At 70.1% G+C, this 21910-nt stretch carries 18 protein-coding genes; 10 read left to right on the forward strand and 8 right to left on the reverse strand.

Features of this window, described 5'->3' with window-relative positions:
* Positions 1-5: 5 nt before the first annotated feature.
* From IE209_RS15840 to IE209_RS15850, 3 genes are read left to right on the forward strand one after another with little or no spacing between them, the layout of a single operon-like run.
* Positions 6-1268: a ribulose-bisphosphate carboxylase large subunit family protein gene (locus tag IE209_RS15840; RefSeq protein WP_189687923.1), complete on the forward strand. Its 1263-nt coding sequence runs from the start codon at positions 6-8 to the stop codon at positions 1266-1268.
* Positions 1268-2653 carry a 3-oxo-isoapionate kinase OiaK gene (gene oiaK, locus IE209_RS15845; protein ID WP_189687924.1) on the forward strand — a complete coding sequence of 462 codons (1386 nt, stop codon included), beginning with the start codon at positions 1268-1270 and terminating at the stop codon, positions 2651-2653. The genes IE209_RS15840 and oiaK overlap by 1 nt, the downstream gene beginning before the upstream one ends.
* 36 nt (positions 2654-2689) lie before the next feature.
* Positions 2690-3415 (forward strand): transcriptional regulator NanR, encoded by a 726-nt coding sequence (locus IE209_RS15850; protein WP_189687925.1) that lies wholly within the window; start codon positions 2690-2692, stop codon positions 3413-3415.
* A gap of 2 nt (positions 3416-3417) precedes the next feature.
* Here the strand turns inward: IE209_RS15850 and IE209_RS15855 are convergent, their stop codons facing one another.
* Positions 3418-4503, reverse strand: a complete 1086-nt coding sequence (locus tag IE209_RS15855; protein ID WP_189687926.1) for an isocitrate/isopropylmalate dehydrogenase family protein — start codon at positions 4501-4503, stop codon at positions 3418-3420.
* A gap of 98 nt (positions 4504-4601) precedes the next feature.
* Between IE209_RS15855 and IE209_RS15860 the strand changes: the two genes are divergently transcribed.
* Together IE209_RS15860 and IE209_RS15865 are read left to right on the forward strand one after the other, a co-directional pair.
* Positions 4602-5477 (forward strand): NAD(P)-dependent oxidoreductase, encoded by an 876-nt coding sequence (locus IE209_RS15860; RefSeq protein ID WP_189687927.1) that lies wholly within the window; start codon positions 4602-4604, stop codon positions 5475-5477.
* Between the two features lie 75 nt (positions 5478-5552).
* A complete protein-coding gene (locus IE209_RS15865; RefSeq protein ID WP_189687928.1) occupies positions 5553-6122 on the forward strand; it encodes a hypothetical protein in 570 nt (189 codons plus the stop codon).
* Between the two features lie 3 nt (positions 6123-6125).
* On the opposite strand, the gene IE209_RS15870 is transcribed toward IE209_RS15865, so the two are convergent.
* Positions 6126-7340: an SUMF1/EgtB/PvdO family nonheme iron enzyme gene (locus IE209_RS15870; RefSeq protein ID WP_189687929.1), complete on the reverse strand. Its 1215-nt coding sequence runs from the start codon at positions 7338-7340 to the stop codon at positions 6126-6128.
* A gap of 158 nt (positions 7341-7498) precedes the next feature.
* On the opposite strand from IE209_RS15870, the gene IE209_RS15875 reads away from it, so the two are divergent.
* Both IE209_RS15875 and IE209_RS15880 read left to right on the forward strand, forming a co-directional pair.
* The gene (locus IE209_RS15875) at positions 7499-8101 is read left to right on the forward strand and encodes a TRAP transporter small permease subunit (RefSeq protein ID WP_189687930.1); all 603 of its coding nucleotides are present in this window, start codon (positions 7499-7501) and stop codon (positions 8099-8101) included.
* Between the two features lie 15 nt (positions 8102-8116).
* Positions 8117-9943 carry a TRAP transporter large permease gene (locus tag IE209_RS15880; protein WP_189687931.1) on the forward strand — a complete coding sequence of 609 codons (1827 nt, stop codon included), beginning with the start codon at positions 8117-8119 and terminating at the stop codon, positions 9941-9943.
* Positions 9944-10009: 66 nt separating this feature from the next.
* On the opposite strand, the gene IE209_RS15885 is transcribed toward IE209_RS15880, so the two are convergent.
* The 4 genes from IE209_RS15885 to xseB all read right to left on the reverse strand — a co-directional run bounded on the left by IE209_RS15885 (position 10010) and on the right by xseB (position 14372).
* A complete protein-coding gene (locus IE209_RS15885) occupies positions 10010-11092 on the reverse strand; it encodes a TRAP transporter substrate-binding protein (protein WP_189687932.1) in 1083 nt (360 codons plus the stop codon).
* Between the two features lie 133 nt (positions 11093-11225).
* Entirely contained in the window at positions 11226-13151 is a 1926-nt protein-coding gene (gene dxs / locus IE209_RS15890) for a 1-deoxy-D-xylulose-5-phosphate synthase (RefSeq protein WP_189687933.1), read from the reverse strand.
* A gap of 22 nt (positions 13152-13173) precedes the next feature.
* On the reverse strand, positions 13174-14136 hold the full coding sequence (locus tag IE209_RS15895; protein WP_189687934.1) for a polyprenyl synthetase family protein: 963 nt from the start codon (positions 14134-14136) through the stop codon (positions 13174-13176).
* Positions 14133-14372 (reverse strand): exodeoxyribonuclease VII small subunit, encoded by a 240-nt coding sequence (xseB, locus tag IE209_RS15900; protein WP_189687935.1) that lies wholly within the window; start codon positions 14370-14372, stop codon positions 14133-14135. Before xseB ends, IE209_RS15895 begins: the two co-directional genes overlap by 4 nt.
* A 260-nt stretch (positions 14373-14632) precedes the next feature.
* On the opposite strand from xseB, the gene IE209_RS15905 reads away from it, so the two are divergent.
* From IE209_RS15905 to IE209_RS15915, 3 genes are all read left to right on the forward strand, one after another.
* The gene (locus tag IE209_RS15905) at positions 14633-15808 is read left to right on the forward strand and encodes an aromatic ring-hydroxylating oxygenase subunit alpha (protein ID WP_189687936.1); all 1176 of its coding nucleotides are present in this window, start codon (positions 14633-14635) and stop codon (positions 15806-15808) included.
* A gap of 72 nt (positions 15809-15880) precedes the next feature.
* On the forward strand, positions 15881-16804 hold the full coding sequence (locus IE209_RS15910; protein WP_189687937.1) for a DMT family transporter: 924 nt from the start codon (positions 15881-15883) through the stop codon (positions 16802-16804).
* Between the two features lie 273 nt (positions 16805-17077).
* Entirely contained in the window at positions 17078-17977 is a 900-nt protein-coding gene (locus IE209_RS15915; RefSeq protein ID WP_373305355.1) for a sulfurtransferase, read from the forward strand.
* Positions 17978-17987: 10 nt separating this feature from the next.
* On the opposite strand, the gene IE209_RS15920 is transcribed toward IE209_RS15915, so the two are convergent.
* Positions 17988-18941, reverse strand: coding sequence for a ferritin-like domain-containing protein (locus IE209_RS15920; protein WP_189687939.1), 954 nt, complete (start codon positions 18939-18941; stop codon positions 17988-17990).
* Between the two features lie 152 nt (positions 18942-19093).
* A complete protein-coding gene (gene polA, locus IE209_RS15925) occupies positions 19094-21895 on the reverse strand; it encodes a DNA polymerase I (protein WP_189687940.1) in 2802 nt (933 codons plus the stop codon).
* Positions 21896-21910 lie beyond the last annotated feature (15 nt).

Here is a 21910-nt window from a genome sequence, read left to right on the forward strand (position 1 = left end):
CCGACATGCCCGCGCGCTTCGCATCGCCCGACGGCCGCATCCACGCCAGCTACTGGCTGGAGACCGGCGCCGACCCGCACCAGGCGGCCGAAGTCATCGCGGGCGAACAGTCCAGCGGCACCTTCACGGCCGTGCCGGGCGAGACGCCCGAGCTCAAGGCGCGCGCCGGCGCGCGCGTGGAACAGCTGGACGTCATCGACCACAGCGACCGCCCCAGCCTGCCCGGGGGCACGGCCTCGGCCCGCTACACACGCTGCCGGCTCACGCTGTCCTGGCCCCTGGCGAACCTGGGGCCTTCGCTGCCCAACCTGGTGTCCACCGTGGCCGGCAACCTGTTCGAACTGCGCCAGGTTTCGGGCCTGCGCTTGCTGGACCTGCGCCTGCCGGCCGACTTCGCGGCGGCCATGCCCGGCCCGGCTTTCGGCATCGCCGGTACGCGCCGGCTGGCCGGCGTGCCGCAGGGGCCGCTGATCGGAACCATCGTCAAGCCCAGCGTGGGCCTCACGCCGGCGCAGACGGCCGACACCGTTCGCCAGTTGGTCGCAGGTGGCATCGATTTCGTGAAGGACGACGAACTGCAGGCCGACGGCCCGCATTGCCCCTTCGACGCGCGCGCGCGCGCCGTCATGCAGGTCGTCCATGCCGCGGCCGAGCGCAGCGGCCGCAAGGCCATGGTGGCCTTCAACATCACGGGCGACCTGGACGAGATGCGCCGGCGCCACGACCTCGTGCTCGCCCTGGGCGGAACCTGCGTGATGGTCTGCTTGCAGTCCATCGGCCTGGCCGGCCTGCTGGCCTTGCGCCGCCATGCCCAGTTGCCGATCCACGCGCACCGCGCCGGCTGGGGCTACCTCTCGCGCAGTCCGGCCCTGGGCTGGGACTACGCGCCCTGGCAGCTGCTGTGGCGCCTGGCCGGCGCCGACCACCTGCACGTGAACGGGCTGGCGAACAAGTTCAGCGAGCCCGACGACAGCGTGGTCGCGGCGGCGCAGGCGGTGCTCGCGGCGGCCTTCGACGGCCATCCCATGGTCGCCATGCCGGTGTTCAGCTCCGGCCAGACCGGGCTGCAGGCGGCGCCCACGCATGCCGCGGTCGGCGGCTGCGACCTGATCCACGCGGCCGGCGGCGGCATCCTGGGCCACCCGGGCGGCATCCGCGCCGGCGTGGCCGCGATGCGCCAGGCCTGGGACGCCGCGCAGGCCGGCGTGCCGCTGGCAGCGCATGCGCGCAAGCACCCCGAACTGCAGGCCGCGCTCGGCGTCTGGTGATGGCCCAAGCCCTGCCCCCGGGCCTGCTGCTGGCCTACTATGGCGACGATTTCACCGGTTCCACCGACGTGCTGGAGGCCTTCGCGGCCGCCGGCGTGCCCACCGTGCTGTTCCTGCAGACGCCGGACGCGGCCGCGCTGGCGCGCTTTCCGCAGGCGCGCTGCGTGGGACTGGCCGGCCCGTCGCGCGGCCGCGACCCGGCCTGGATGCATGCGCATCTGCGCCCGGCCCTGCAGGACCTGGCGGGGCTCGGCGCGCCGCTGCTGCAGTACAAGATCTGCTCGACCTTCGATTCCTCGCCCGCCATGGGCTCGATCGGCTGCGCCGTCGACATCGGCGTGCCGCTGATGCCGGGCCGCTGGTCGCCCATGGTGGTCGGCGCGCCGCGCTTGGGCCGCTACCAGGCCTTCGGCAACCTGTTCGCCGTGGCCGACGGCCAGGGCTGGCGGCTGGACCGGCATCCGACCATGTCGCGCCACCCGGTCACACCCATGGCCGAAGCCGACCTGCGCCGCCACCTGGGCGCGCAGACCGCGCGGCCACGCGCACTGGTGGACTTCACGCAGCTCAAGGCGGGGCTGGGCGCGCAGGCGCTGGCACAGTGCCTGCAGGCGGCGGCCGAGCCCCCGGTGGTGCTCATCGACGTGCTCGATGCGCAAACGCTGTGCGAGGCCGGCCGCCTGGTCTGGGAGCAGCGCGGCGCGGGCGTGTTCACGGCCTCCTCGTCCGGCCTGCAGTACGCGTTGACGGCCTGGTGGCGCGCGCAGGGCCTGTTGCCCGAGGCCGCGCCCTTGCCGCACGCCGGGCCGGCCGGGCGCATCGCGGCCGTCAGCGGCAGCTGCTCGCCGGTCACGGCGCGGCAGATCGACCAGGCCGAGGCCGACGGCTTCGCCCTGCTCCGCATCGACCTGGCGCGCGCGCTGGGCGCTGCGGCGCAGGCCGAACTGGCGCGGGTGTGCGACGCAGCCTGCGCGGCGCTGGACCAGGGCGCCAGTCCGTTGCTCTACACCGCGCGCGGCCCGGACGACCCGGCCGTGCAGGCCTTCGACGCCACTGCCGCCGCTGCCGGCCTGTCGCGCGCCCAGGCCGCCCAGCGCACGGGCGAAGTGCTGGCCCTGCTGATGCGCGCCGTGTTGGACCGCGTGCCCACGCTGCGCCGCATCGCCGTGGCCGGGGGCGACAGTTCCGGCGAGGTCGCCGGCGCGCTCGGCATCACGGCACTGACGGTGGCTGCGGGCCTGGCGCCCGGCGCGCCGCTGTGCCGCGCGTGGTCGGATCTGCCGCAGCGCGATGGACTGGAGATCGTGCTCAAGGGCGGCCAGATGGGCGGGGCCGACTTCTTCGCCCGCGTGCGCGACGGCACGGTGGCAGCGGCGCCCGGATAATGCGCCGGCACCACAGCGCCCGTCCGCGCCTTTCGCATGAGCACCACCGGCCCGATCCAGAAACGCAAGCTCTACCAGGAGGTCCGGGACCGCCTGATGGCCCGCATCGAAAGCGGCGAGATCCGCCCCGGCGAGCAGTTGCCGCCCGAGCGCGAACTGATGGACTTCTACGGCGTGGGCCGGCCGGCCGTGCGCGAGGCGCTGCAGGCCATGGAGCGCTCGGGCATCGTGGAGATCTCGCACGGCGAGCGTGCCCGCGTGGTCGTGCCCACGGCCGACGACCTGATCCGCCAGATCGGCAGCGGCGCGCGGCACCTCTTGAGCATGCAGCCCGACACGCTGGAGCACCTCAAGGATGCACGCGTGTTCCTGGAGGCCGGCATGGCGCGCATGGCGGCCGAGCGCGCCACGCACGAAGACGTGCAGGCGCTCGAGGCGCGCATCGCCGAGCACGAGGCCTCGCTGGCCGAACTGGACCGCTTCCTCGACCGCGACATGGCCTTTCACCGCGAGATCGCGCGCATCAGCGGCAACCCGATCTTCCCGGCCATCGTCGAGGCCATCTTCCGCTGGGGCAGCGACTACTACCAGCCACTGGTGCGCGCGCCGGGCGCCGAGCAGCTCACGCTGGCCGAGCACCGGCGCATCGTCGACGCGATCGCGGCGCACGACGGGGATGCGGCCGAACAGGCCATGCGCGCGCACCTGCTGCGTTCCAACACGCTGTACCAGCGCATCGCGCAGCAGCAGAGCGCCAACTGAACTCAGCGCAGGCGCCGGCAGATGGCGTCGGTCATTTCGGTGCAGCTGGCCTGGCCGCCCAGGTCGCGCGGCACCACGCGGCCCTCGGCCAGCACGGCTTCGACCGCGCGTTCCACGCGCTCTGCGCCCGCATGCAAGGCCTCGTCGCCATGCTGCTCGCCGAGCCAGCGCAGCATCAGCGCGCCCGACAGCACGGTGGCGACCGGGCTGGCCAGGTTCTGGCCCGCGATGTCGGGCGCCGAGCCGTGCGCACCCTGGAACAGGCCATGGCGCTCGCCGAGCTCGGCCGAGGCCGCGATGCCCAGGCCGCCCACGGTGCCGGCGCCCAGGTCGGAGATGATGTCGCCGAACATGTTCTCGGCCACGATCACGTCGTAGAAGTCGGGCTTCTTGAGCATGTGCACGGTGATCGCGTCGGCATAGGCGTAGTCGATCTCCACCTCGGGGTAGCCGGCCGCCACCTCGTCGCAGACGGCGCGGAAGAAGGCGTAGCTGCGCAGGATGTTGGCCTTGTCGCAGACCGTCACGCGGCGCTTGCCGTCGCGCGGCGCGCCCTTGCGCCGGCGTGCGAGCTCGAACGAGAACTTCGCCACGCGCTGCGTGCCCTTGCGCGTGACGACGAGCTGGTCGGTGACCAGTTCGCCGCGCAGGTTCACGCCGGCGCCGCGGCTCGCGTACAGGCCCTCGGTGTTCTCGCGCACGACCACGTAGTCGATCTGGCCGGCCTGCCAGCCCGACAGCGGCGACTGCACGCCGGCGTAGAGACGGATCGGCCGCACGTTGGCGAACAGGTCGAGCTTGAAGCGCAGCTGCAGGTGCAGGTCGTTTCCGACCTCGGTGCCGTCCGGGTAGGTCACGCCCGGCAGGCCGGCTGCGCCGTGCAGCATGGCGTGCATGCTTTGGCAGGCCGCGAAGGTGTCCTCGGGCAGCACGGCGCCGCTGCGCTGGTAGTGCAAGGCCCCGCCGTCCAGGTTGGCAAAGCGCAGCAGGCCGCTGCCGCAGGCTTCGCCCAGCACGGTGACGGCGGCCCGGCACACTTCCGGGCCGATGCCGTCGCCTTCGATGGTCGCGATGTCGTAGCTGCGCATGGCTGTCTTGTCTCCAGTGTCGGTGGCCGACGAATATGCCAGACAATCCCGCGCCGCAGGCCCTCTTTCCCTCTCCGCCAACAAGCAAGGACAACGCCATGAAACAGAAGATCGGCATGATCGGCATCGGCCTCATGGGCCACGGCATCGCCCGCAACATCGCCAAACACGGCTACCCGCTCACGGTGCTCGAGCATGCCGGCAACCAGCCGCTGGACGAACTGAAGGCGGCCGGCGTCACCACGCAGACCAGCGCCAAGGATGTGGCCGCCGCCTCCGAGGTGGTGATCCTGTGCGTGACCGGCACGCCCCAGGTCGAGGCCGTGCTGCTCGGCGCGGGCGGCGTGCTGGAGGGCCTCAAGCCCGGCACCGTGGTGATCGACTGCTCCACCGCCGTGCCGACCTCCACCGAGCGCGTGGCGCAGGCCGTGCAGGCCGCGGGCGGCCGGTTCCTGGATACGCCCATGACGCGCACGCCCAAGGAGGCGCACGAGGGCCGGCTCAACCTGCTGGTCGGCGGCGATGCCGCGCTGTTCGCCGAATGCCGGCCCCTCCTCGCCTGCTTCGCCGAGAACATCACGCATGCCGGCCCCGTCGGCGCGGGCCACCGCATGAAGCTGCTGCACAACTACGTCTCGCTGGGCTTCGTGACGCTGCTGGCCGAGGCCGCGGCCTGTGCCCAGCGCGCCGGCGTGGCGCCCGAGGTGCTGGTCGATGTGCTGGCCAAGGGCGGTGGTGGCGGCGCGGCGCTGGAGCGCCTCAAGCCCTTCCTGCTCGCGCAGGACACGTCGGGCCTGCGCTTCTCGATGTCCAACGCGCTCAAGGACCTCAACTATTACTCGCAGATGGCCGAAGACGGCGGCGCCGCGCGCGCCGTGGCGCAGGGCGTGCGCCAGACGCTGGAGCAGGCCGTGCAGTCCGGCAACGGCGAGCGCCTGCTGCCCGAGCTCGTGGCCCTGCTGGCAGCGCGCTGAACCTGGCGCCGGCGGCGTCACCGGGCGTGGCGATAATGGCCGGCACGCCCGCTTCTTCCAAGACAGGAACACGCTTTGAACAAGATCCTCGCCGCTGCACTGCTGGTCGCGGCCAGCACCCTGGCCCACGCCGAAACCTCGCCCGCCAAGAAGGAACTCGTCGCCAAGGTGCTGCAGCTGCAGCGCCCCATCGTGGAGACCCAGGTGCGCGGACTGGCCGAGCGCCCGGCCGGCGCCATCATGCAGTCGGTCGGCTCCGTGATCCAGCAGCGCGTGCCGCTGGAAAAGCGCGAGGCACTGATCCGCGACGTGCAGGCCGACGTGCGCAAGTTCGTGGAGGAAAGCACGCCCATCCTGCGCGAAGCCGCGGTGCGCCTGCTGCCCTCGACCACCGGTTCCGTGCTGGAGGCCAAGTTCTCCGAAGCCGAACTCAAGCAGCTGATCGGCGCGCTGGAGGCACCGGCCTTCCGCAAGTACCAGCAGATCAACGACGAGATGTTCCGCCCGCTGGCCGAGAAGCTCGGCCCCGAGGTGCGCGGCGACATGGAGCCCAAGCTCAAGGCGCTGGAAGCCACCATCCGCAAGAAGCTGGACGCCGCCATCGGCACGCCGGAGCCCGCACCGGCGCCGGCCGCCAAGCCCTGAGGTTCAGAGCGCGCAGCTGCGAAAGCCGACGAAGCGCCAGTCGTTGTCGGGCATCGCGAAGCCGCGCAGGCCACGGTCGTGCAGTCGCGCACGCGTGGCGAAGGAGGCGCCGCGCAGCACGCGCGCGCGGCCCATCCAGGGCTGGCTCAGTTCGGCCCAGGGCCCGGGCGTGAAACCGGGCCAGGGCTGCAGCGTCCCGGCCATCCATTCGTGCACCGTGCCCCAGTCGAAGCCGCGCCGCGCCGCGGTGTGGGCGGCGCAATCCCATTCCGCCTCCGCGGGCAGGCGCCGGCCGGCCCAGCGGCACCAGGCATCGGCCTCCCACCAGCTCACGTGCACGGCGCTGTGCTCGGCCGCCATGCGCACCGGTCGGCCGAAACGCTGCTGCAGCACGGCGCCGCTGGCCACGCCGATCTGCTCCACGTAACGCGGCCCGCGCCGGCCCTCGTCCAGAGCCTGCTCACGCTGCAGCCAGGCCCAGCCCTCGGGGTGCCAGAGCTCTGCGCGGTCGTAGCCGTCGTCGTCGACGAATTCCACGAACTGGGCCCAGCTGACCGGCTGCGCATCGATCTCGAACTCCGGGATCTGCACCGCGTGGGCCCACTGCTCGTTGTCGAGCACGAGGCCGGCCGGCAGGGCGCCGAGCTGCCAGCGCGTGGCCGGCACCAGCAAGGGCGCGGACGGGCGGCGCGGCTCGCGCGCCAGCAGCGGCACGGGCACGCCCAGGCGCTGGGCCTGCACCAGGATGTCTTCGCCGCGCTGGTCCTCGTGCAGCACCGCGAGGCGAAAGAAGTACAGGCCGGCGTCGTTGTCGGGCGCCTTCTCGAGCAGTTCCAGCGTGCTCTCCAACTGCTCGAGCAGGTAGGCGCGCGTGGTGGACGCATCGGGGCCCTGCTCCGCGCCATCGGCCCACCACAGGTCGGCACGCGGTTCGATCGAGGCCAGCCGCAGCGGTCGCGGTGGACAGGCCGCGCCCTGGTGGCGCTGCGGGTTGCGGCCGATCCAGTGCTCGGCGAACCAGCCGGCATGGCCGGCCAGCCACAGCGGGTCGCCCGCACGGCCCGCCATGCCCGCGCCATGGCGCTCGCACAGCTCCAGCAGGTGCAGCGTGTGGTTGCGTGCATCCATCAGCGCCAGCGACAAGGCCTCGCGGCCGGCGCGGCGGAAGGCGGGCGTGTCCACGGACGCGGACAGCGTGGCGGCGGAAGACGTGGGCATGGGCCATTATGGGCATGCTGGCGCGGGCTGCCCCGCGCGGCAGGGGCGCCGGGCGCACCCTATAAAATCCGCGCGCCTCACGCACCCGACCCGCTGGCGCACAACGCCGGCGTGCCGGGTGCTTTCGCATCGGGGCATCCAACACACACGAGGAAGACATGCAAGGCTTGTTAAAGCTCTCGCGGGCCATCGATTGGCTCAACGCCCAGGTCGGCAAATGGGTGATCTGGCTGATCCTGGCGTCCACGGCCATCAGCGCGATCAACGCCGTGGTGCGCAAGGTGTTCAATACCAGTTCGAACGCCTACCTGGAAGTGCAGTGGTATCTGTTCGCCTGGTCGTTCCTGGTGGCCGCCGGCTTCACGCTGCTCAACCGCGAGCATGTGCGCATCGACGTGCTCAACAGCCGCCTGCCCAAGAAGGCGCAGGTCTGGATCGACATCGTCGGCTTCGCGTTCTTCCTCACGCCGCTGTGCCTGCTGGTGCTGTACTACACCGTGCCCATGACCCAGCAGATGTACGCATCGGGCGAGATGTCGGGCAACCCGGGTGGCCTGATCCGCTGGCCGGTGTGGCTGGCCCTGCCGGTCGGCTTCACGCTCTTGATGCTGCAGGGCTGGTCCGAACTCATCAAGCGCCTTGCCTTCCTGAGCGGTCACGGCCCCGACCCGACCCTCAAGGCCGGCGAGAAGAGCGCCGAGGAAGAACTGGCCGAGATCCTGCGCGAGCGCGAAGCCGCCAAGGCCGCCACCGCGAACTGATCGGAGCACCGTTCGATGGAATTCATCGCCACCAACTTCGCCCCGATCATGTTCGCGGGGCTGATCTGTTTCCTGCTGCTGGGCTTTCCGGTCGCCTTCAGCCTGGGCGCCTGCGGCCTGACCTTCGGCATCATCGGCATCGAACTCGGGGTGTTCCCCTCTTCGGTGCTGGCCTGGCTGCCGCAGCGGCTGATCGGCATCATGGCCAACGACACGCTGCTGGCCGTGCCCTTCTTCACGCTGATGGGCCTGATCCTGGAACGCAGCGGCATGGCCGAGGACCTGCTCGACACGGTCGGCCAGGTGTTCGGCCCCATGCGCGGCGGCCTCGCGCTGGCCGTGGTGTTCGTGGGTGCGCTGCTGGCGGCCACCACGGGCGTGGTCGCAGCCTCCGTGATCTCCATGGGGCTGATCTCGCTGCCCATCATGCTGCGCTACGGTTACGACCGGAAGTTCACGAGCGGCGTGATCGCGGCCTCGGGCACGCTGGCGCAGATCCTCCCGCCCTCGCTGGTGCTGATCATCATGGCCGACCAGCTCGGCCGCAGCGTGGGCGACATGTACAAGGGCGCCTTCGTGCCGGCCTTCCTGCTAATGGGCTGCTACGTGGCCTACATCGCCTTCCTGGCCATCTTCAAACCCAAGAGCGTGCCGGCGCTGCCGCCCGAGGCCCGCATCTACCGCGAGGCCAACGGCAGCGGCGGCTACCCCTCGCTGCTGGTGCTGACCATCATCTCCTTCCTGGTCTCGGCCTTCCTCGCGCGCCACATGGCCGCGGTGCACAGCTGGTGGCTGGAGAAGGAGATCACCACGGTGGCGACCGACGAGAAGGTCGTGGTCGCTATGTGCGGCGGCGCCATGGTGGCGCTGCTGATCGCGCTCGTGAACAAGTTCGCCGGCCTGAAGCTGCTGTCGCGGCTGGCCGAGCGCGTGACCTTCGTGCTGATCCCGCCGCTGCTGCTGATCTTCCTGGTGCTGGGCACGATCTTCCTGGGCGTGGCCACGCCGACCGAAGGCGGCGCCATGGGCGCCATCGGCGCGCTGGTCATGGCCTGGGCGCGCGGCCGGCTGAGCCTGGCCCTGCTCAAGCAGGCGCTGGCCACGACGACCAAGCTCGGCAGCTTCGTGATGTTCATCCTGATCGGCGCGACCGTGTTCGGCCTGGTGTTCCAGGCCGCCGACGGCCCGATCTGGGTCGAGCACCTGCTGTCCAGCCTGCCGGGCGGCCAGGTCGGCTTCCTGGTCTTCGTGAACCTGCTGGTGTTCGTGCTGGCCTTCTTCCTGGACTACTTCGAGCTGTCCTTCATCGTGGTGCCGTTGCTGGCACCGGTGGCCGACAAGCTGGGCATCGACCTGATCTGGTTCGGCGTGCTGCTGGCCATGAACATGCAGACCTCGTTCATGCACCCGCCCTTCGGCTTCGCGCTGTTCTTCCTGCGCTCGGTGGCACCGGACAAGCCCTACGTGGACCGCGTGACCAAGAAGGTCATGGACCCGGTCACGACCATGCAGATCTACAAGGGCGCGATCCCGTTCCTGCTGATCCAGCTGTTCATGGTCGGCGTGATGATCGCCTTCCCCAACCTCGTGACGGGCAGCCTGGACAAGGCCCAGGCCTACGACCTCAAGGCCGTCGGCGAGCAGATGCGCCAGGGCCTGCAGCCCGAAGCCGGTGAAGGCTACGGCTCCGATGGCGGCTACGGTGCCGACGAGAAGCCGGCCGAGCCCGAGAGCGGCGCCTCGGCACCCGAGGTACCGGCGCCCGAGGCGCCGGCCGCGGCCCCGGCCGAGGACGATCCGATGAAGGCCATGCAGGACGCGCTCAAGCAGCCAAAGCCCTGACCGGGCGCACATGAAAAAAGCCCCGCGGCCTGCGCCGCGGGGCTTTTTTCATTCGGGGCCGAAGACTCAGATCTTCACGCCGTTCATGTACTGGTTGAACGGGAACTCCGAGAAGCGGTTCCACAGGATCTGGTCGCGCTGGAAGGCGCGCATGTCCTGGTGGATCTTCTTGAACTCGGGCGACTTGGCTTCGTGTTCGGCGAACACTTCCATGCAGGACTTGAAGCCGGCATCGATCACGGCCTTGGGGAAGGCCATGAGTTTGGTGCCTTCGGCCACGAGCTTCTTGATCGCCACCGGGTTGACCGCGTCGTACTTGGCCGTCATGTCGGTGGCCGCCACCTTGCAGGCCGCATCCAGGATGGCCTTGTTCTCGTCGGACAGCGCGTTGTACTTCTTCACGTTGATGAAGAACTCCAGGTCGGCGCCGCCTTCCCACCAGCCGGGGTAGTAGTAGAACGGGGCGACCTTGTTGAAGCCCAGCTTGGCATCGTCGTAGGGGCCGACGAACTCTGCGGCGTCCAGCGTGCCCTTCTCCAGCGCCTGGTAGACGTCGCCGGCCGGCATGTTCTGCGAGACCACGCCCAGCTTGGCCATGCCTTCGCCGAACACGCCGCCGCCCAGGCGCATCTTCAGGCCCTTGAGGTCGGCGACGGTCTTGATTTCCTTGCGGTACCAGCCGCCCATCTGCGTGCCGGTGTTGCCGGCGCTGGCGGTCTTGAAGTTGTACTGCGCGAAGAAGGCGTCCAGCAGCTTGCGGCCGTTGCCATGGTCCTTCCACGAGGTGTTCTGGCGCGCGGTCAGGCCGAAGGGCACGGCGCAGCTGAACGCGAAGACAGGGTCCTTGCCGGTGAAGTAGTAGGCCGCCGTCTGCGCCATCTCGATGTTGTCGCCCTGCAGTGCATCGACCACGCCGAAGGCGGGCATCAGTTCGCCGGCGGGGTGCACGGAGATTTCGAACTTGCCGCCCGACAGGGCCTTGACCGTCTTGGACAGCATTTCGGCGCTGCCGAAGATGGTGTCCAGCGAGCGCGGGAAGCTCGAAGCCAGGCGCCAGCGCACTGCCGCCTGGGCGTGCACGGCGGGCGCGATACCCGTGGCCAGCACGCCGGCGATGCCTGCATTCTTGATGACGGAACGACGATCCATTGAAAAGCTCTCCGAAGATTCGACAAAAGAAAAACCCGCTCCTCTTTTGGAGGAACGGGGACACAACGTCAGGCGCGGATTGTAGAAAGCGGTTACAGAGCGACCCTTGCGGGTTTTCCCCTGTATGTACAACTCAGGCGACCAGCTTGAGCGCGGCCTGGGCCTGCTCCACCAGGCTCGGAAAGCGTGTGGAGATCGCGCGGGCAATGCCGGCAGCGTCCAGGCCCTGCAAGGCCAGCAGCTTGGCCGGATCGCCATGCTCGATGAAGCGGTCGGGCAGGCCCAGTTGCAGCAGCGGCTTGACCACACCGGCCCCCGCCAGTGCCTCGGCCACGGCGCTGCCGGCACCGCCCATGACCGCGCCCTCCTCCACCGTGACCAGCGCATCGTGCTCGGCCGCGACCTGCAGCAGCAGCGCGGTGTCCAGCGGCTTGACCCAGCGCATGTTGACCACCGTGGCATTGAGCCGCCCGGCCGCTTCCAGCGCGGGGTACAGCAAGGTGCCGAAGGCCAGGATGGCGATGCGCCGGCCGGCCGCCGGTTGCTGTGCCTGGCGCCGCACCTCGCCCTTGCCGTAGGGCAGTGGCTGCAGGTCGGTGGCCACGGCGGCGCCGACGCCGGCGCCGCGCGGGTAGCGCACGGCCACCGGGCCCGCCTGCGCGAAGGCGGCGCTGAGCAGGCCGCGGCATTCGTTCTCGTCGGCCGGGCAGGCGATCGCCATGTTCGGGATGCAGCGCAGGAACGGGATGTCGTAGGCGCCCGCATGCGTGGCACCGTCGGCACCGACCAGGCCGGCGCGGTCCAGCGCGAAGACCACGGGCAGGTTCTGCAGCGCCACATCGTGGATCAGCTGGTCGTAGGCGCGCTGCAGGAAGGTGGAGTAGATCGCCACCACGGGTTTCAGGCCCTGGGTGGCCAGGCCTGCGGCGAACGTGACGGCATGCTGTTCGGCGATGCCCACGTCGTAGTAGCGCTTGGGAAAGCGCTGCTCGAACTCCACCATGCCCGAGCCCTCGCGCATGGCCGGCGTGATGCCGACCAGGCGCGGATCGTGGGCGGCCATGTCGCACAGCCACTGACCGAACACCTGCGTGAAGGTGGGCTTGGCAGGCGTGCTGGGCTTGACCAGGCCCACGCGCGGGTCGAACTTGCCGGGCCCGTGGTAGGCCACGGGATCGGCCTCGGCCAGCTTGTAGCCCTGGCCCTTCTTGGTCACCACGTGCAGGAACTGTGGGCCCTTGAGCTGGCGGATGTTCTCCAGCGTGGGGATCAGCGATTCCAGGTCGTGGCCGTCGATCGGGCCGATGTAGTTGAAGCCGAACTGCTCGAACATGGTGCCCGGCACGACCATGCCCTTGGCATGCTGCTCCAGCCGCCTGGCCAGCTCGAACAGCGGCGGCGCGGCCTTGAGCACCTGCTTGCCTACGTTCTTGGCGCGCGCGTAGAAGTTGCCCGACAGCAGCTGCGCGAGGTAGCGGTTCAGCGCGCCCACGGGCGGGCTGATGCTCATGTCGTTGTCGTTGAGGATCACGAGCAGATTGCAGTCGCACACGCCCGCGTTGTTGAGCGCCTCGAAGGCCATGCCGGCCGTCAGCGCGCCGTCGCCGATGATGGCCACGGCATGGCGGTCCTCGCCCTTCTGCTTGGCCGCCATGGCCATGCCCAGGGCGGCCGAAATCGAGGTCGACGAGTGCGCCGTGCCGAAGGTGTCGTACGGGCTTTCCGAACGCATCGGGAAGCCCGACAGCCCTCCCAGCTGGCGCAGCGTGGGCATGCGGTCGCGCCGGCCCGTCAGGATCTTGTGCGGGTAGGTCTGGTGGCCCACGTCCCAGACCAGTTGGTCCTCGGGCGTGTTGAAGACGTAGTGCAAGGCCACGGTAAGTTCCACCGTGCCCAGGTTGGAGCTCAGGTGGCCGCCGGTCTTGGAGACGCTGTCCAGCACGTAGGCACGCAGCTGGTCCGCCAGGGGCTTGAGTTCGTGGCGCGGCAGCCGGCGCAGGTCGGCCGGGTCGTTGATGCGCATGAGCAGCGGGTAGGCCGCTGCGTCCGGATTCGCCATGGGGTTGTTCTCTCCGTAACGCTCAGGTCGAGCGGTTCACGACCATGTCGGCCAGGGCGCGCAGCGCGCGCGTGTCGGCCAGGCCGGCGCCGTCCAGCGCCGCCAGGGCCTGGCCCAGGAGCTCCTGGGCATAGGCCTGCGAGCGTGCCAGACCCAGCACCGAAACGTAGGTGGGCTTGTCCTGCGCGGCGTCCTTGCCGGCGGTCTTGCCCAAGGTGGCGGAATCGGCCGTCACGTCCAGGATGTCGTCCACGACCTGGAAGGCCAGGCCGAGCGCCGCGCCGTAGGCCGCCAGGCCCTGCAGCGCCTGGGCGCTGCAGCTGCTCTGCGGGTCGCAGCAGGCCGCGCCCATCATCACGCTGCCCTGCAGCAGCGCGCCGGTCTTCAGGCGGTGCATGTCGCGCAGCTGGTCTTCCGACAGGCTGCGGCCGATGCTGGCCAGGTCGATGGCCTGGCCGCCGGCCATGCCTTCGCAACCCGCGGCGCGCGCCAGCAGGCGGCACAGCCTGGCCTGCACGCTGGCCGGGGCGCTGGCCTGCTCTGCCGTCAACAATTCGAAGGCCAGGGCCTGCAGCGCGTCGCCGGCCAGCAGGGCCTGGGCTTCGCCGAAGCGCACGTGCACGGTGGGCTTGCCACGGCGCAGCACGTCGTTGTCCATGCAGGGCATGTCGTCGTGCACGAGCGAGTAGGCATGGATCAGTTCGACCGCGCAGGCCGCGCGCAGCGCGGCATCGTCGAGCGCGCGGGCCACGTCTGCGGGCTCGGCGCCGGCCACGGCCGCGCGGGCCGCCAGCACGAGCAAGGGCCGCAACCGCTTGCCGCCGTCCAGCACCGCATAGCGCATGGCCTCGCGCAGCGCGGCGGGCGCTTCGTGGCCATCGTCCTCGGCCGTCTCGGGCGCGACCCAGGCCGACAGCGCGCTTTCCACGCGGTCCAGCGTGGCCGTGCTCCAGCCCGCCAGGTCGAAGGAGCGGGCGCCGCTCATTCGGCGCTCCAGGGCTTGACCTGGCCCTGCTGGTCGAGCACGCGGATCTGCTCTTCCACGGCATCGAGCCGGCCGCGGCAGAACTGCAGCAGCTCTGCGCCGCGGCGGTAACCGGTCAAAAGGCCATCGAGCGGCATCTGACCCGATTCCATCTGGCCCACCAGCGCTTCCAGCTCCTGCAGCGCGGCCTCGTAGCTGACCGGGGCAGATGGGGGCGAGGCGGTGGCCTTGGGCATGGGCGAAGTGCAAGGAGTTGGAGGCGAAGGGCGGGATTTTAGGCCTTGTGCCGCGGGGCATTCCTTACGGGGTGCATTGACATCGGTCGCGGCTACAATCGCCCCTCCCTTTTTCCCAGCAAGCGGCAACGCTTCGAAAGGAGCCTCGGCGGCTCAGCCGATCCACCCCTCCCGCGCAGATCTCCACTGGTGCCTTGGTGCCGACGGAACAGGCGCCTACCCTGCCCCTTCATAGGGGGAGTCTCTAGGTCAGGACATGCATGTCTGATTTAAGTCTTCAACTTCAGCAGGCCCAAAGCCAACTTCCCGTTTCCAGCTACTTCGACGAGGCGCTGTTCCAGCGCGAGTTGGAGACCATCTTCCAGCGCGGGCCCCGCTACGTGGGGCATGAACTCCTGGTGCCGAACGTCGGCGACTACCACGTGCTGCCGCAGGAGCGCGAAGGCCGCGCGCTGGTGCGCACCCCGCAGGGCGTGGACCTGGTGTCCAACGTCTGCCGCCACCGCCAGGCCGTGATCCTCAAGGGCCGCGGCAACCTGGCCAGCACGCAAAGCGGCAGCGCCGGCGGCAACATCGTCTGCCCGCTGCACCGCTGGACCTACAGCGGCGGCCGCGGCGCCAAGGCCGGCACGCTGCTGGGCGCGCCGCATTTCGCCGAAGACCCCTGCCTGAACCTGGCGAACTACCCGCTGCAGAGCTGGAACGGCCTGCTGTTCGAGGGTGCCGAACCCGGCCGCGTGGAGCGCGAACTGGCCCGCCTGGGCCCGCGCGCGGACCTCAGCTTCGACGGCTACGTGTTCGACCGCGTCGAGCTGCACGAATGCGACTACAACTGGAAGACCTTCATCGAGGTCTACCTGGAGGACTACCACGTCGGCCCGTTCCACCCCGGCCTCGGAAACTTCGTCACCTGCGACGACCTGCGCTGGGAGTTCGGCGAGCACCATTCGGTGCAGACCGTGGGCGTGGCCGGCCGCCTGGGCAAGGCCGGCAGTCCGGCCTACCAGCGCTGGCAGAAGGCCTTGATGGACTACCGCGAGGGCCAGGCGCCGCGCTATGGCGCGATCTGGCTGACCTACTACCCCACCGTGATGGTGGAGTGGTATCCGCACGTGCTGACGGTGTCCACGCTGTACCCGGTCTCGCCGCAGAAGACGCTCAACACCGTGGAGTTCTACTACCCCGAGGAGATCGCGGCCTTCGAGCGCGAGTTCGTCGAGGCCCAGCAGGCCGCCTACATGGAAACCTGCGTGGAGGACGACGAGATCGCGCTGCGCATGGACGCGGGCCGCAAGGCGCTGCTCGAGCGCGGCGACGACGAAGCCGGCCCCTACCAGAGCCCGATGGAAGACGGCATGCAGCACTTCCACGAGTGGTACCGGCGCCAGCTGCTGGACGTGCCGCTGGCGCGCCCGTTCCAGACACGGGAGCGCTGAGGCTGCGCGCTTGTGCCAAGGGGCCTCGTGCCCCTTTTTCTTTTCACCCCACAACAACAAGCAAGAGCGGTCATGCAAGGTTTCTGGATGGTGGCGTCGGCGTTCCTGTTCGCCACCATGGGCGTGTGCGTCAAGTTCGCATCGGCCTCGTTCAACAGCGCCGAACTGGTGTTCTGGCGCGGCCTCGTCGGCGTGGTCTTTCTCGGCGTTCTGGCCCGGCGCCAGGGCGTGCCACTGGCCACGCGCTATCCGGGCATGCATGTCTGGCGCAGCGTGATCGGTACCTTCTCGCTGGGCTGCTGGTTCTACGCCATCGCCCACATTCCGCTGTCCGCGGCCATGACGCTGAACTACATGAGCAGCATCTGGATCGCGACCTTCCTGGTCGGTGGCGCGCTACTGGCGTGGGTGCCGATCCCCGGGCGTGATGGGCGCGTGCCGCTGCCACCGCTGCAGGGCGTGCTGGCGCTCACGGTGCTGGTCGGCTTCGCGGGCGTGGTCATGATCCTGAAGCCCGACGTGAACCCCGGCCAGGGCTTCGCCAGCATGGTGGGCCTGATCTCCGGCCTCACGGCCGCCTTCGCCTATCTGCAGGTCATCGCGCTGTCGCGCATCGGTGAGCCGGAAACACGCACGGTGTTCTACTTCGCGCTGGGCGCGGCCGTCATGGGCGGGCTCTGGATGCTGTTCGCCGGTGTCTCGCCCTGGAACTGGCTGCATGCGCTGTGGCTGCTGCCGATCGGCGTGCTGGCCGCGCTGGGCCAGCTGTGCATGACGCGGGCCTATGCCCAGGCGAAGACGGAGGCCGGCACGCTGGTGGTGGCCAACCTGCAGTACTCGGGCATCGTGTTCGCATCCATCTTCAGCGTGCTGTTGTTCGACGATGTGATCGACGCCACGGGCGTCGCGGGCATGGGCCTGGTCATCGCCAGCGGCGTCGTGGCCACGGTGCTGCGCGAGCGCGCCGTGCCCAAGGCGCCTGCCGAAGAGCACTGAGAACGTGTGAACGAACCGCTCACACCCACGCGAGGCCCCCCAATGAGCACCTGTTTCCATCATGACCGTCGCGCCAGGGGCCTCGCCCTTCGGGCCGGGGCGCGCCAGGCCGCATGCGAGCGTTGCGGTCCTTGCCCGGGCACGAGCCCGGGCCGCGGCCCGCGCCTACGCCTGCGGCCCGCCGCACCCCGTCGTGGGCGCGATCGGTCCCTTCACACGTTCTGAGGCGCCGGGCGCGCCACAATGGCGCGTCCAACACGACGCCGAGTGCCCATGTACACCACCCTGATCACGCCCGCGCAGCTGCGCGCATTGCGCGCCAGCGGCCAGCCGCAGATGTTGTTCGACTGCAGCTTCGAGCTCCTGCAGCCGAAGGCCGGCGATGCCCAGTACCGCGAAGCCCACATTCCCGGCGCCGTGCGTGCCGACCTGGACCGCCATCTGAGCGCCATGCACGGCGCGCCGGGCCGGCATGGCGTGGTGACCGCGCAAGCGGCCGATGCGCCGGCCTCCGGCGGCCGCCATCCGCTGCCCAACCGCGAGAAGTTCGCGATCTGGCTGTCCAGCGTCGGTTTTGCCAACGACATGCAGGCCGTGGTCTACGACCGCCAGGGCGCCAATTACTGCGGCCGGCTCTGGTGGATGCTCAAGTGGGCCGGCCACGAGGCTGTGGCCGTGCTCGACGGCGGCCTGCAGGCCTGGCAGTCCGATGGCGGCGAGGTGGTGGGTGGTGAAGAGACCAGCCATTTCCGCAGCAACTTCGCGTTGCGCGCGCCGCTGGTGCGCCTGGTCGATGCCGATGCGGTGCTGGCGCAGCTGGACAGCCCTGCGCAGACGGTGCTGGACGCGCGCGCCGGCCCGCGCTTTCGGGGCGAGACGGAACCGCTCGATCCGGTGGCCGGCCACATTCCTGGCGCGCTGAACCGCCCGTTCGGCCTGAACATCGGCACGGATGGCCGCTTCAAGCCGGCCGAGCAGCTGCGCGCCGAATTCGACGCACTGCTGGCCGGACGCGACCCGGCCAGCGTGGTGCACCAATGTGGCAGCGGCGTCAGTGCCATTCCCAACCTGCTGGCCATGCAGGTGGCGGGCTACCCGCCCACCGCCCTCTATGCCGGCAGCTGGAGCGACTGGTGCAGCGACCGGAGCCGGCCGGTCGCCACGGGCGGCTGAGCGCCGCCGATCAGGTCTTGCGGGCGCGTTCGATGTCGCGCAGGCGCTTGATCTCGTCGTGGTTGCGCTGGGCACCGGCCATCTGCTGCTCCACCAGCGTGCGCACATCGGCCGGCAGGGGCTGCTGCAGCGCCTTGCGGTAGCGCGCCAGCGCCGCATCCTCACCGCGCTCGCATTCTTCCAGCATGTCCAGGTCGCTCAGCGCGCCGACACTGCCGCGCGCGCTGACCCAGCCGCGGTGCAGCGCGCCCGTGGCGCTGCCACGGTCGTTGGCTTCGCCGCCCAGGCGTCCGATCGCGGCCACGATCTCCTCGGCTCCGCGCGCACAGGTCTGGGCGCGGTCGCGCAACAGCGTGGCCAGGCTCTCGGTGCGGGTGTGCTCGGCCGCTTCACGGAAGCCCTTTTCGCCATCGCGGCAGGTCTTGAGCAGGTCGTCCAGGGTTTCCAGCACATCGTCCCGGTCGAACGCGCCCGTGGTCGCCGTCTGCGTCTGCACGCGGTCCCAGGCCGCGCGCGTGGCCGGGCGGGCCTGCTGCCAGTCCAGCGACGAGCTGCCGCGCCGGCTCTCCCAGTCGCGGGCCAGCGCCGGTTCGGCGGCCTCGAACGAATCGGCCGGGTACGTGGTGGTCGCGCCCCAGCCATAGGCGTAGGCCGGACCGTAGTCGTCGAAGCTGCGGCCGGCTTCGTAGTAGGGCTCGCGCGTGTAGCTCTCGCGCCAGTAGGCCTCTTCGACCGTGGGGTTGATGCGCTCGGCCGTGGCCTTGCCAGCCAGGCCGCCCACCAGCGCGCCAGCCACCAGGCCGACGGCTGCGCCGACCGGACCGCCGACGGCGCCGATGGCCGCGCCGGCCACGCCGCCGCCCGCGGCACCGACCCCGGTGCCCACGGGGTGCGCACCGGGCGCTTCGGTGATGGGGTCCAGATTGCGTTGATCGCGCAAATCGCGCTCGTCGGCTGCTGCCATGGTCGTGCTCCTTCGCTGAGGTTGAACAAGGTCCCGTCGCGGGACATGCCGTCATGGTCCGGGCGGCGCCGTGTCCAAGGCGTCGTCCGGGTGCGAAGCCGCCCGTAGGCGCAGGCCGCGGTGGCAGCCAGGACCAGGCGAAGCCCCAGGCTTCAGTGGGCCTGGTCCCAGTTCGCGCCGAAGCCGACCTCGGCCAGCAGCGGCACCTTGAGGCTGGCGACGCCGGCCATGAGGCGCGGCACCTCGGTGCGCACCCACTCGGCCTCCTCCTCGGGCAGCTCGAACACCAGCTCGTCGTGCACCTGCATCACGATGCGCGTGGACTTGGCCTGGCGGTCGAGCTCGGCCTGCACGGCGATCATGGCCAGCTTGATGAGGTCGGCCGCCGTGCCCTGCATGGGCGCATTGATGGCCTGGCGCTCGGCCGCGGCGCGGCGCGGGCCGCTGCCACCCTGGATCTCGGGCAGCACGATGCGCCGGCCGAACAGCGTCTCCACATAGCCCTGGGCCGCTGCTTGGGCGCGGGTCTCGTCCATGTAGCGCTTGACGCCTGCGAAGCGGTCGAAGTAGCGGTCGATGTAGTTCTTGGCAGCCTTCTGATCGATGTTGAGGTTGCTGGCCAGCCCGAAGGCGCCCATGCCGTAGATCAGGCCGAAGTTGATGACCTTGGCGTAGCGGCGCTGCTCGCTGCTGACCTCGTCCACGGCCACGCCGAAGACCTCGGCCGCGGTGGCGCGGTGCACGTCGCGGCCTTCGGCGAAGGCGGCCAGCAGGCCCGGGTCCTCGCTGATGTGGGCCATGATGCGCAGCTCGATCTGCGAGTAGTCGGCACTGGCGATCTGGTGGCCGGGCGGCGCGATGAAGGCCTCGCGCACGCGCCGGCCCTCAGGCGTGCGGATCGGAATGTTCTGCAGGTTGGGCTCGTTGCTGGAGAGCCGGCCCGTGACGGCCACGGCCTGGGCGTAGTTGGTGTGCACGCGGCCCGTGATCGGGTTGACCATGAGCGGCAGCTTGTCGGTGTAGGTGCTCTTGAGCTTGGACAGGCCGCGGTGTTCGAGCAGCCGCGCCGGCAACGGGTAGTCGGCCGCGAGCTTCTCCAGCACCTCCTCGTCGGTGGACGGCGCGCCCGTGGCGGTCTTCTTCTGCACCGGGATGCCGAGCTTGTTGAACAGGATCTCGCCGATCTGCTTGGGGCTGCCCATGTTGAACGGTTGGCCCGCCAGGTCGTAGGCCTCCTGCTCGAGTGCCACCATGCGTTCGGCCAGGGCCTGGCTCTGCTTTTGCAGCACGGCCGCATCGACCAACACGCCATGGCGCTCCACGCGTTGCAGCACGGCGCTGGTCGGCAGTTCGATCTGCTCGTAGACGTAGCGGCGGCTCGGCGCGGCGGCGGGCTCGGCCTCGAGCTCGGGCCACAGCACGCGGTGCACGTCCAGCACCATTTCGCTGTCCTCGCCGGAGTAGGTGGTGGCGGTCTGCACGTCGACCTGGGCGAACGGGATCTGCTTGGCGCCCTTGCCGCAAATGTCCTCGTAGGACAGGCCCTTGCGGCCCAGGTGGCGGTCCGCGAGGCTTTCCAGGCTGTGCGGCTTGTGCGCCTCGATCACATAGCTCTGCAGCAAGGTGTCGTGGCGCCAGCCACGCACCGTGATGCCGTGGTTGGCGAACACGTGGCTGTCGTACTTGATGTTCTGGCCCATCTTGCCGGCGGCTTCGTCCTCCAGCCAGGGCTTGAGCTTGTCCAGCACCGCGTCCAGCGGCAGCTGGTCGGGCACATCGGCATAGTTGTGGGCGAGCGGGATGTAGGCGGCCTCGCGCGGCTGCAGCGCGAAGGAGATGCCGACGATGCGCGCGCGCATCGGGTCCAGCGAATCGGTTTCGGTGTCCAGCGCGGCCAGCGGCGCGCTGCGCAGCCGGGCGATCCAGGCATCGAGCTCTTCCCAGCTGGCAATCGTCTGGTAGTCGCCGGCGGGCGGCGTCGGCACGCAGACTTCGGCCGCGGGCTCGGCAGCCGCGCCGGGGCCGTCTGCGAAGGGCTCGTCCGGCGTGGCCGCCGGCGTGGTCGCGGCCATGCGCGCTTCCAGCTCGCGCCGGAAGGTCTTGAAGCCGTAGCGCGTGTAGAAGTCCAGCAGCTGCGCCGGATCGGGCTCGGCGAACCTGAGCGCCTCGAAGGCGGCCTCGGCCGGCCAGCCGGCCACATGCTCGGCCAGGTCGCAATCGGTGCGGATGGTCACGAGCTTGCGGCCCATGGGCAGCCAGTCCAGCGCCTTGCGCAGGTTCTCGCCGGCCACGCCCTTGATGGCACCCGCCGCAGCCATCACGCCGTCGAGCGAGCCGTGCTCGGTCAGCCATTTCACGGCGGTCTTGGGGCCGACCTTGTCCACGCCGGGCACGTTGTCCACGGTATCGCCGATCAGGGACAGGTAGTCCACGATGCGCTCGGGCGGCACGCCGAACTTGGCCAGCACGCCGGGCGGGTCCAGCGTCTCGTTGCTCATGGTGTTGATCAGCGTGACGTGGTCGTCGACGAGTTGCGCCATGTCCTTGTCGCCGGTCGACACGACGACCTTGCCGCCGCGCGCTGCCATGGCGCGTGCCAGCGTGCCGATCACGTCGTCGGCCTCGATGCCGGCGATCGACAGCACCGGCCAGCCGAGCAGGCGCACGACCTCGTGGATGGGACCGATCTGCTGCACCAGCGGCTCGGGCATGGCGGCGCGGTTGGCCTTGTATTCAGGGTACCAATCGTCGCGGAAGGTCTTGCCCGGCGCGTCGAACACGCAGACCGCATGGGCGGACGGAAACTGCGCCCGCAGCTTGGTCAGCATGGCGACCATGCCATGGAGCGCGCCGGTCGGGAACTGGTCGGGGCCGCGCAGGTCCGGCAGCGCGTGGTAGGCCCGGTACAGATAGCTGGAACCGTCGACCAGCAGCAGGGTATTCGTGTCGCTCATCGGGGCATTGTGCCT

Origin of the sequence: Pseudorhodoferax aquiterrae, from assembly GCF_014652235.1 — a bacterium.
In the GTDB taxonomy this organism is placed as follows: domain Bacteria; phylum Pseudomonadota; class Gammaproteobacteria; order Burkholderiales; family Burkholderiaceae_C; genus Pseudorhodoferax; species Pseudorhodoferax aquiterrae.

What these genes read in the sequence shown, in the direction of transcription:
- oiaK (WP_189687924.1), top strand. Translation starts at nt 1,268, where the DNA reads ATGGCCCAAGCCCTGCCCCCGGGCCTGCTGCTGGCCTACTATGGCGAC.
- IE209_RS15915 (WP_373305355.1), top strand. Translation starts at nt 17,078, where the DNA reads ATGTACACCACCCTGATCACGCCCGCGCAGCTGCGCGCATTGCGCGCC.
- IE209_RS15850 (WP_189687925.1), top strand. Translation starts at nt 2,690, where the DNA reads ATGAGCACCACCGGCCCGATCCAGAAACGCAAGCTCTACCAGGAGGTC.
- IE209_RS15880 (WP_189687931.1), top strand. Translation starts at nt 8,117, where the DNA reads ATGGAATTCATCGCCACCAACTTCGCCCCGATCATGTTCGCGGGGCTG.
- IE209_RS15885 (WP_189687932.1), bottom strand. Translation starts at nt 11,092, where the DNA reads ATGGATCGTCGTTCCGTCATCAAGAATGCAGGCATCGCCGGCGTGCTG.
- IE209_RS15840 (WP_189687923.1), top strand. Translation starts at nt 6, where the DNA reads ATGCCCGCGCGCTTCGCATCGCCCGACGGCCGCATCCACGCCAGCTAC.
- IE209_RS15905 (WP_189687936.1), top strand. Translation starts at nt 14,633, where the DNA reads ATGTCTGATTTAAGTCTTCAACTTCAGCAGGCCCAAAGCCAACTTCCC.
- IE209_RS15860 (WP_189687927.1), top strand. Translation starts at nt 4,602, where the DNA reads ATGAAACAGAAGATCGGCATGATCGGCATCGGCCTCATGGGCCACGGC.
- IE209_RS15870 (WP_189687929.1), bottom strand. Translation starts at nt 7,340, where the DNA reads ATGCCCACGTCTTCCGCCGCCACGCTGTCCGCGTCCGTGGACACGCCC.
- IE209_RS15910 (WP_189687937.1), top strand. Translation starts at nt 15,881, where the DNA reads ATGCAAGGTTTCTGGATGGTGGCGTCGGCGTTCCTGTTCGCCACCATG.
- polA (WP_189687940.1), bottom strand. Translation starts at nt 21,895, where the DNA reads ATGAGCGACACGAATACCCTGCTGCTGGTCGACGGTTCCAGCTATCTG.
- IE209_RS15895 (WP_189687934.1), bottom strand. Translation starts at nt 14,136, where the DNA reads ATGAGCGGCGCCCGCTCCTTCGACCTGGCGGGCTGGAGCACGGCCACG.
- IE209_RS15855 (WP_189687926.1), bottom strand. Translation starts at nt 4,503, where the DNA reads ATGCGCAGCTACGACATCGCGACCATCGAAGGCGACGGCATCGGCCCG.
- IE209_RS15875 (WP_189687930.1), top strand. Translation starts at nt 7,499, where the DNA reads ATGCAAGGCTTGTTAAAGCTCTCGCGGGCCATCGATTGGCTCAACGCC.
- IE209_RS15920 (WP_189687939.1), bottom strand. Translation starts at nt 18,941, where the DNA reads ATGGCAGCAGCCGACGAGCGCGATTTGCGCGATCAACGCAATCTGGAC.
- xseB (WP_189687935.1), bottom strand. Translation starts at nt 14,372, where the DNA reads ATGCCCAAGGCCACCGCCTCGCCCCCATCTGCCCCGGTCAGCTACGAG.
- dxs (WP_189687933.1), bottom strand. Translation starts at nt 13,151, where the DNA reads ATGGCGAATCCGGACGCAGCGGCCTACCCGCTGCTCATGCGCATCAAC.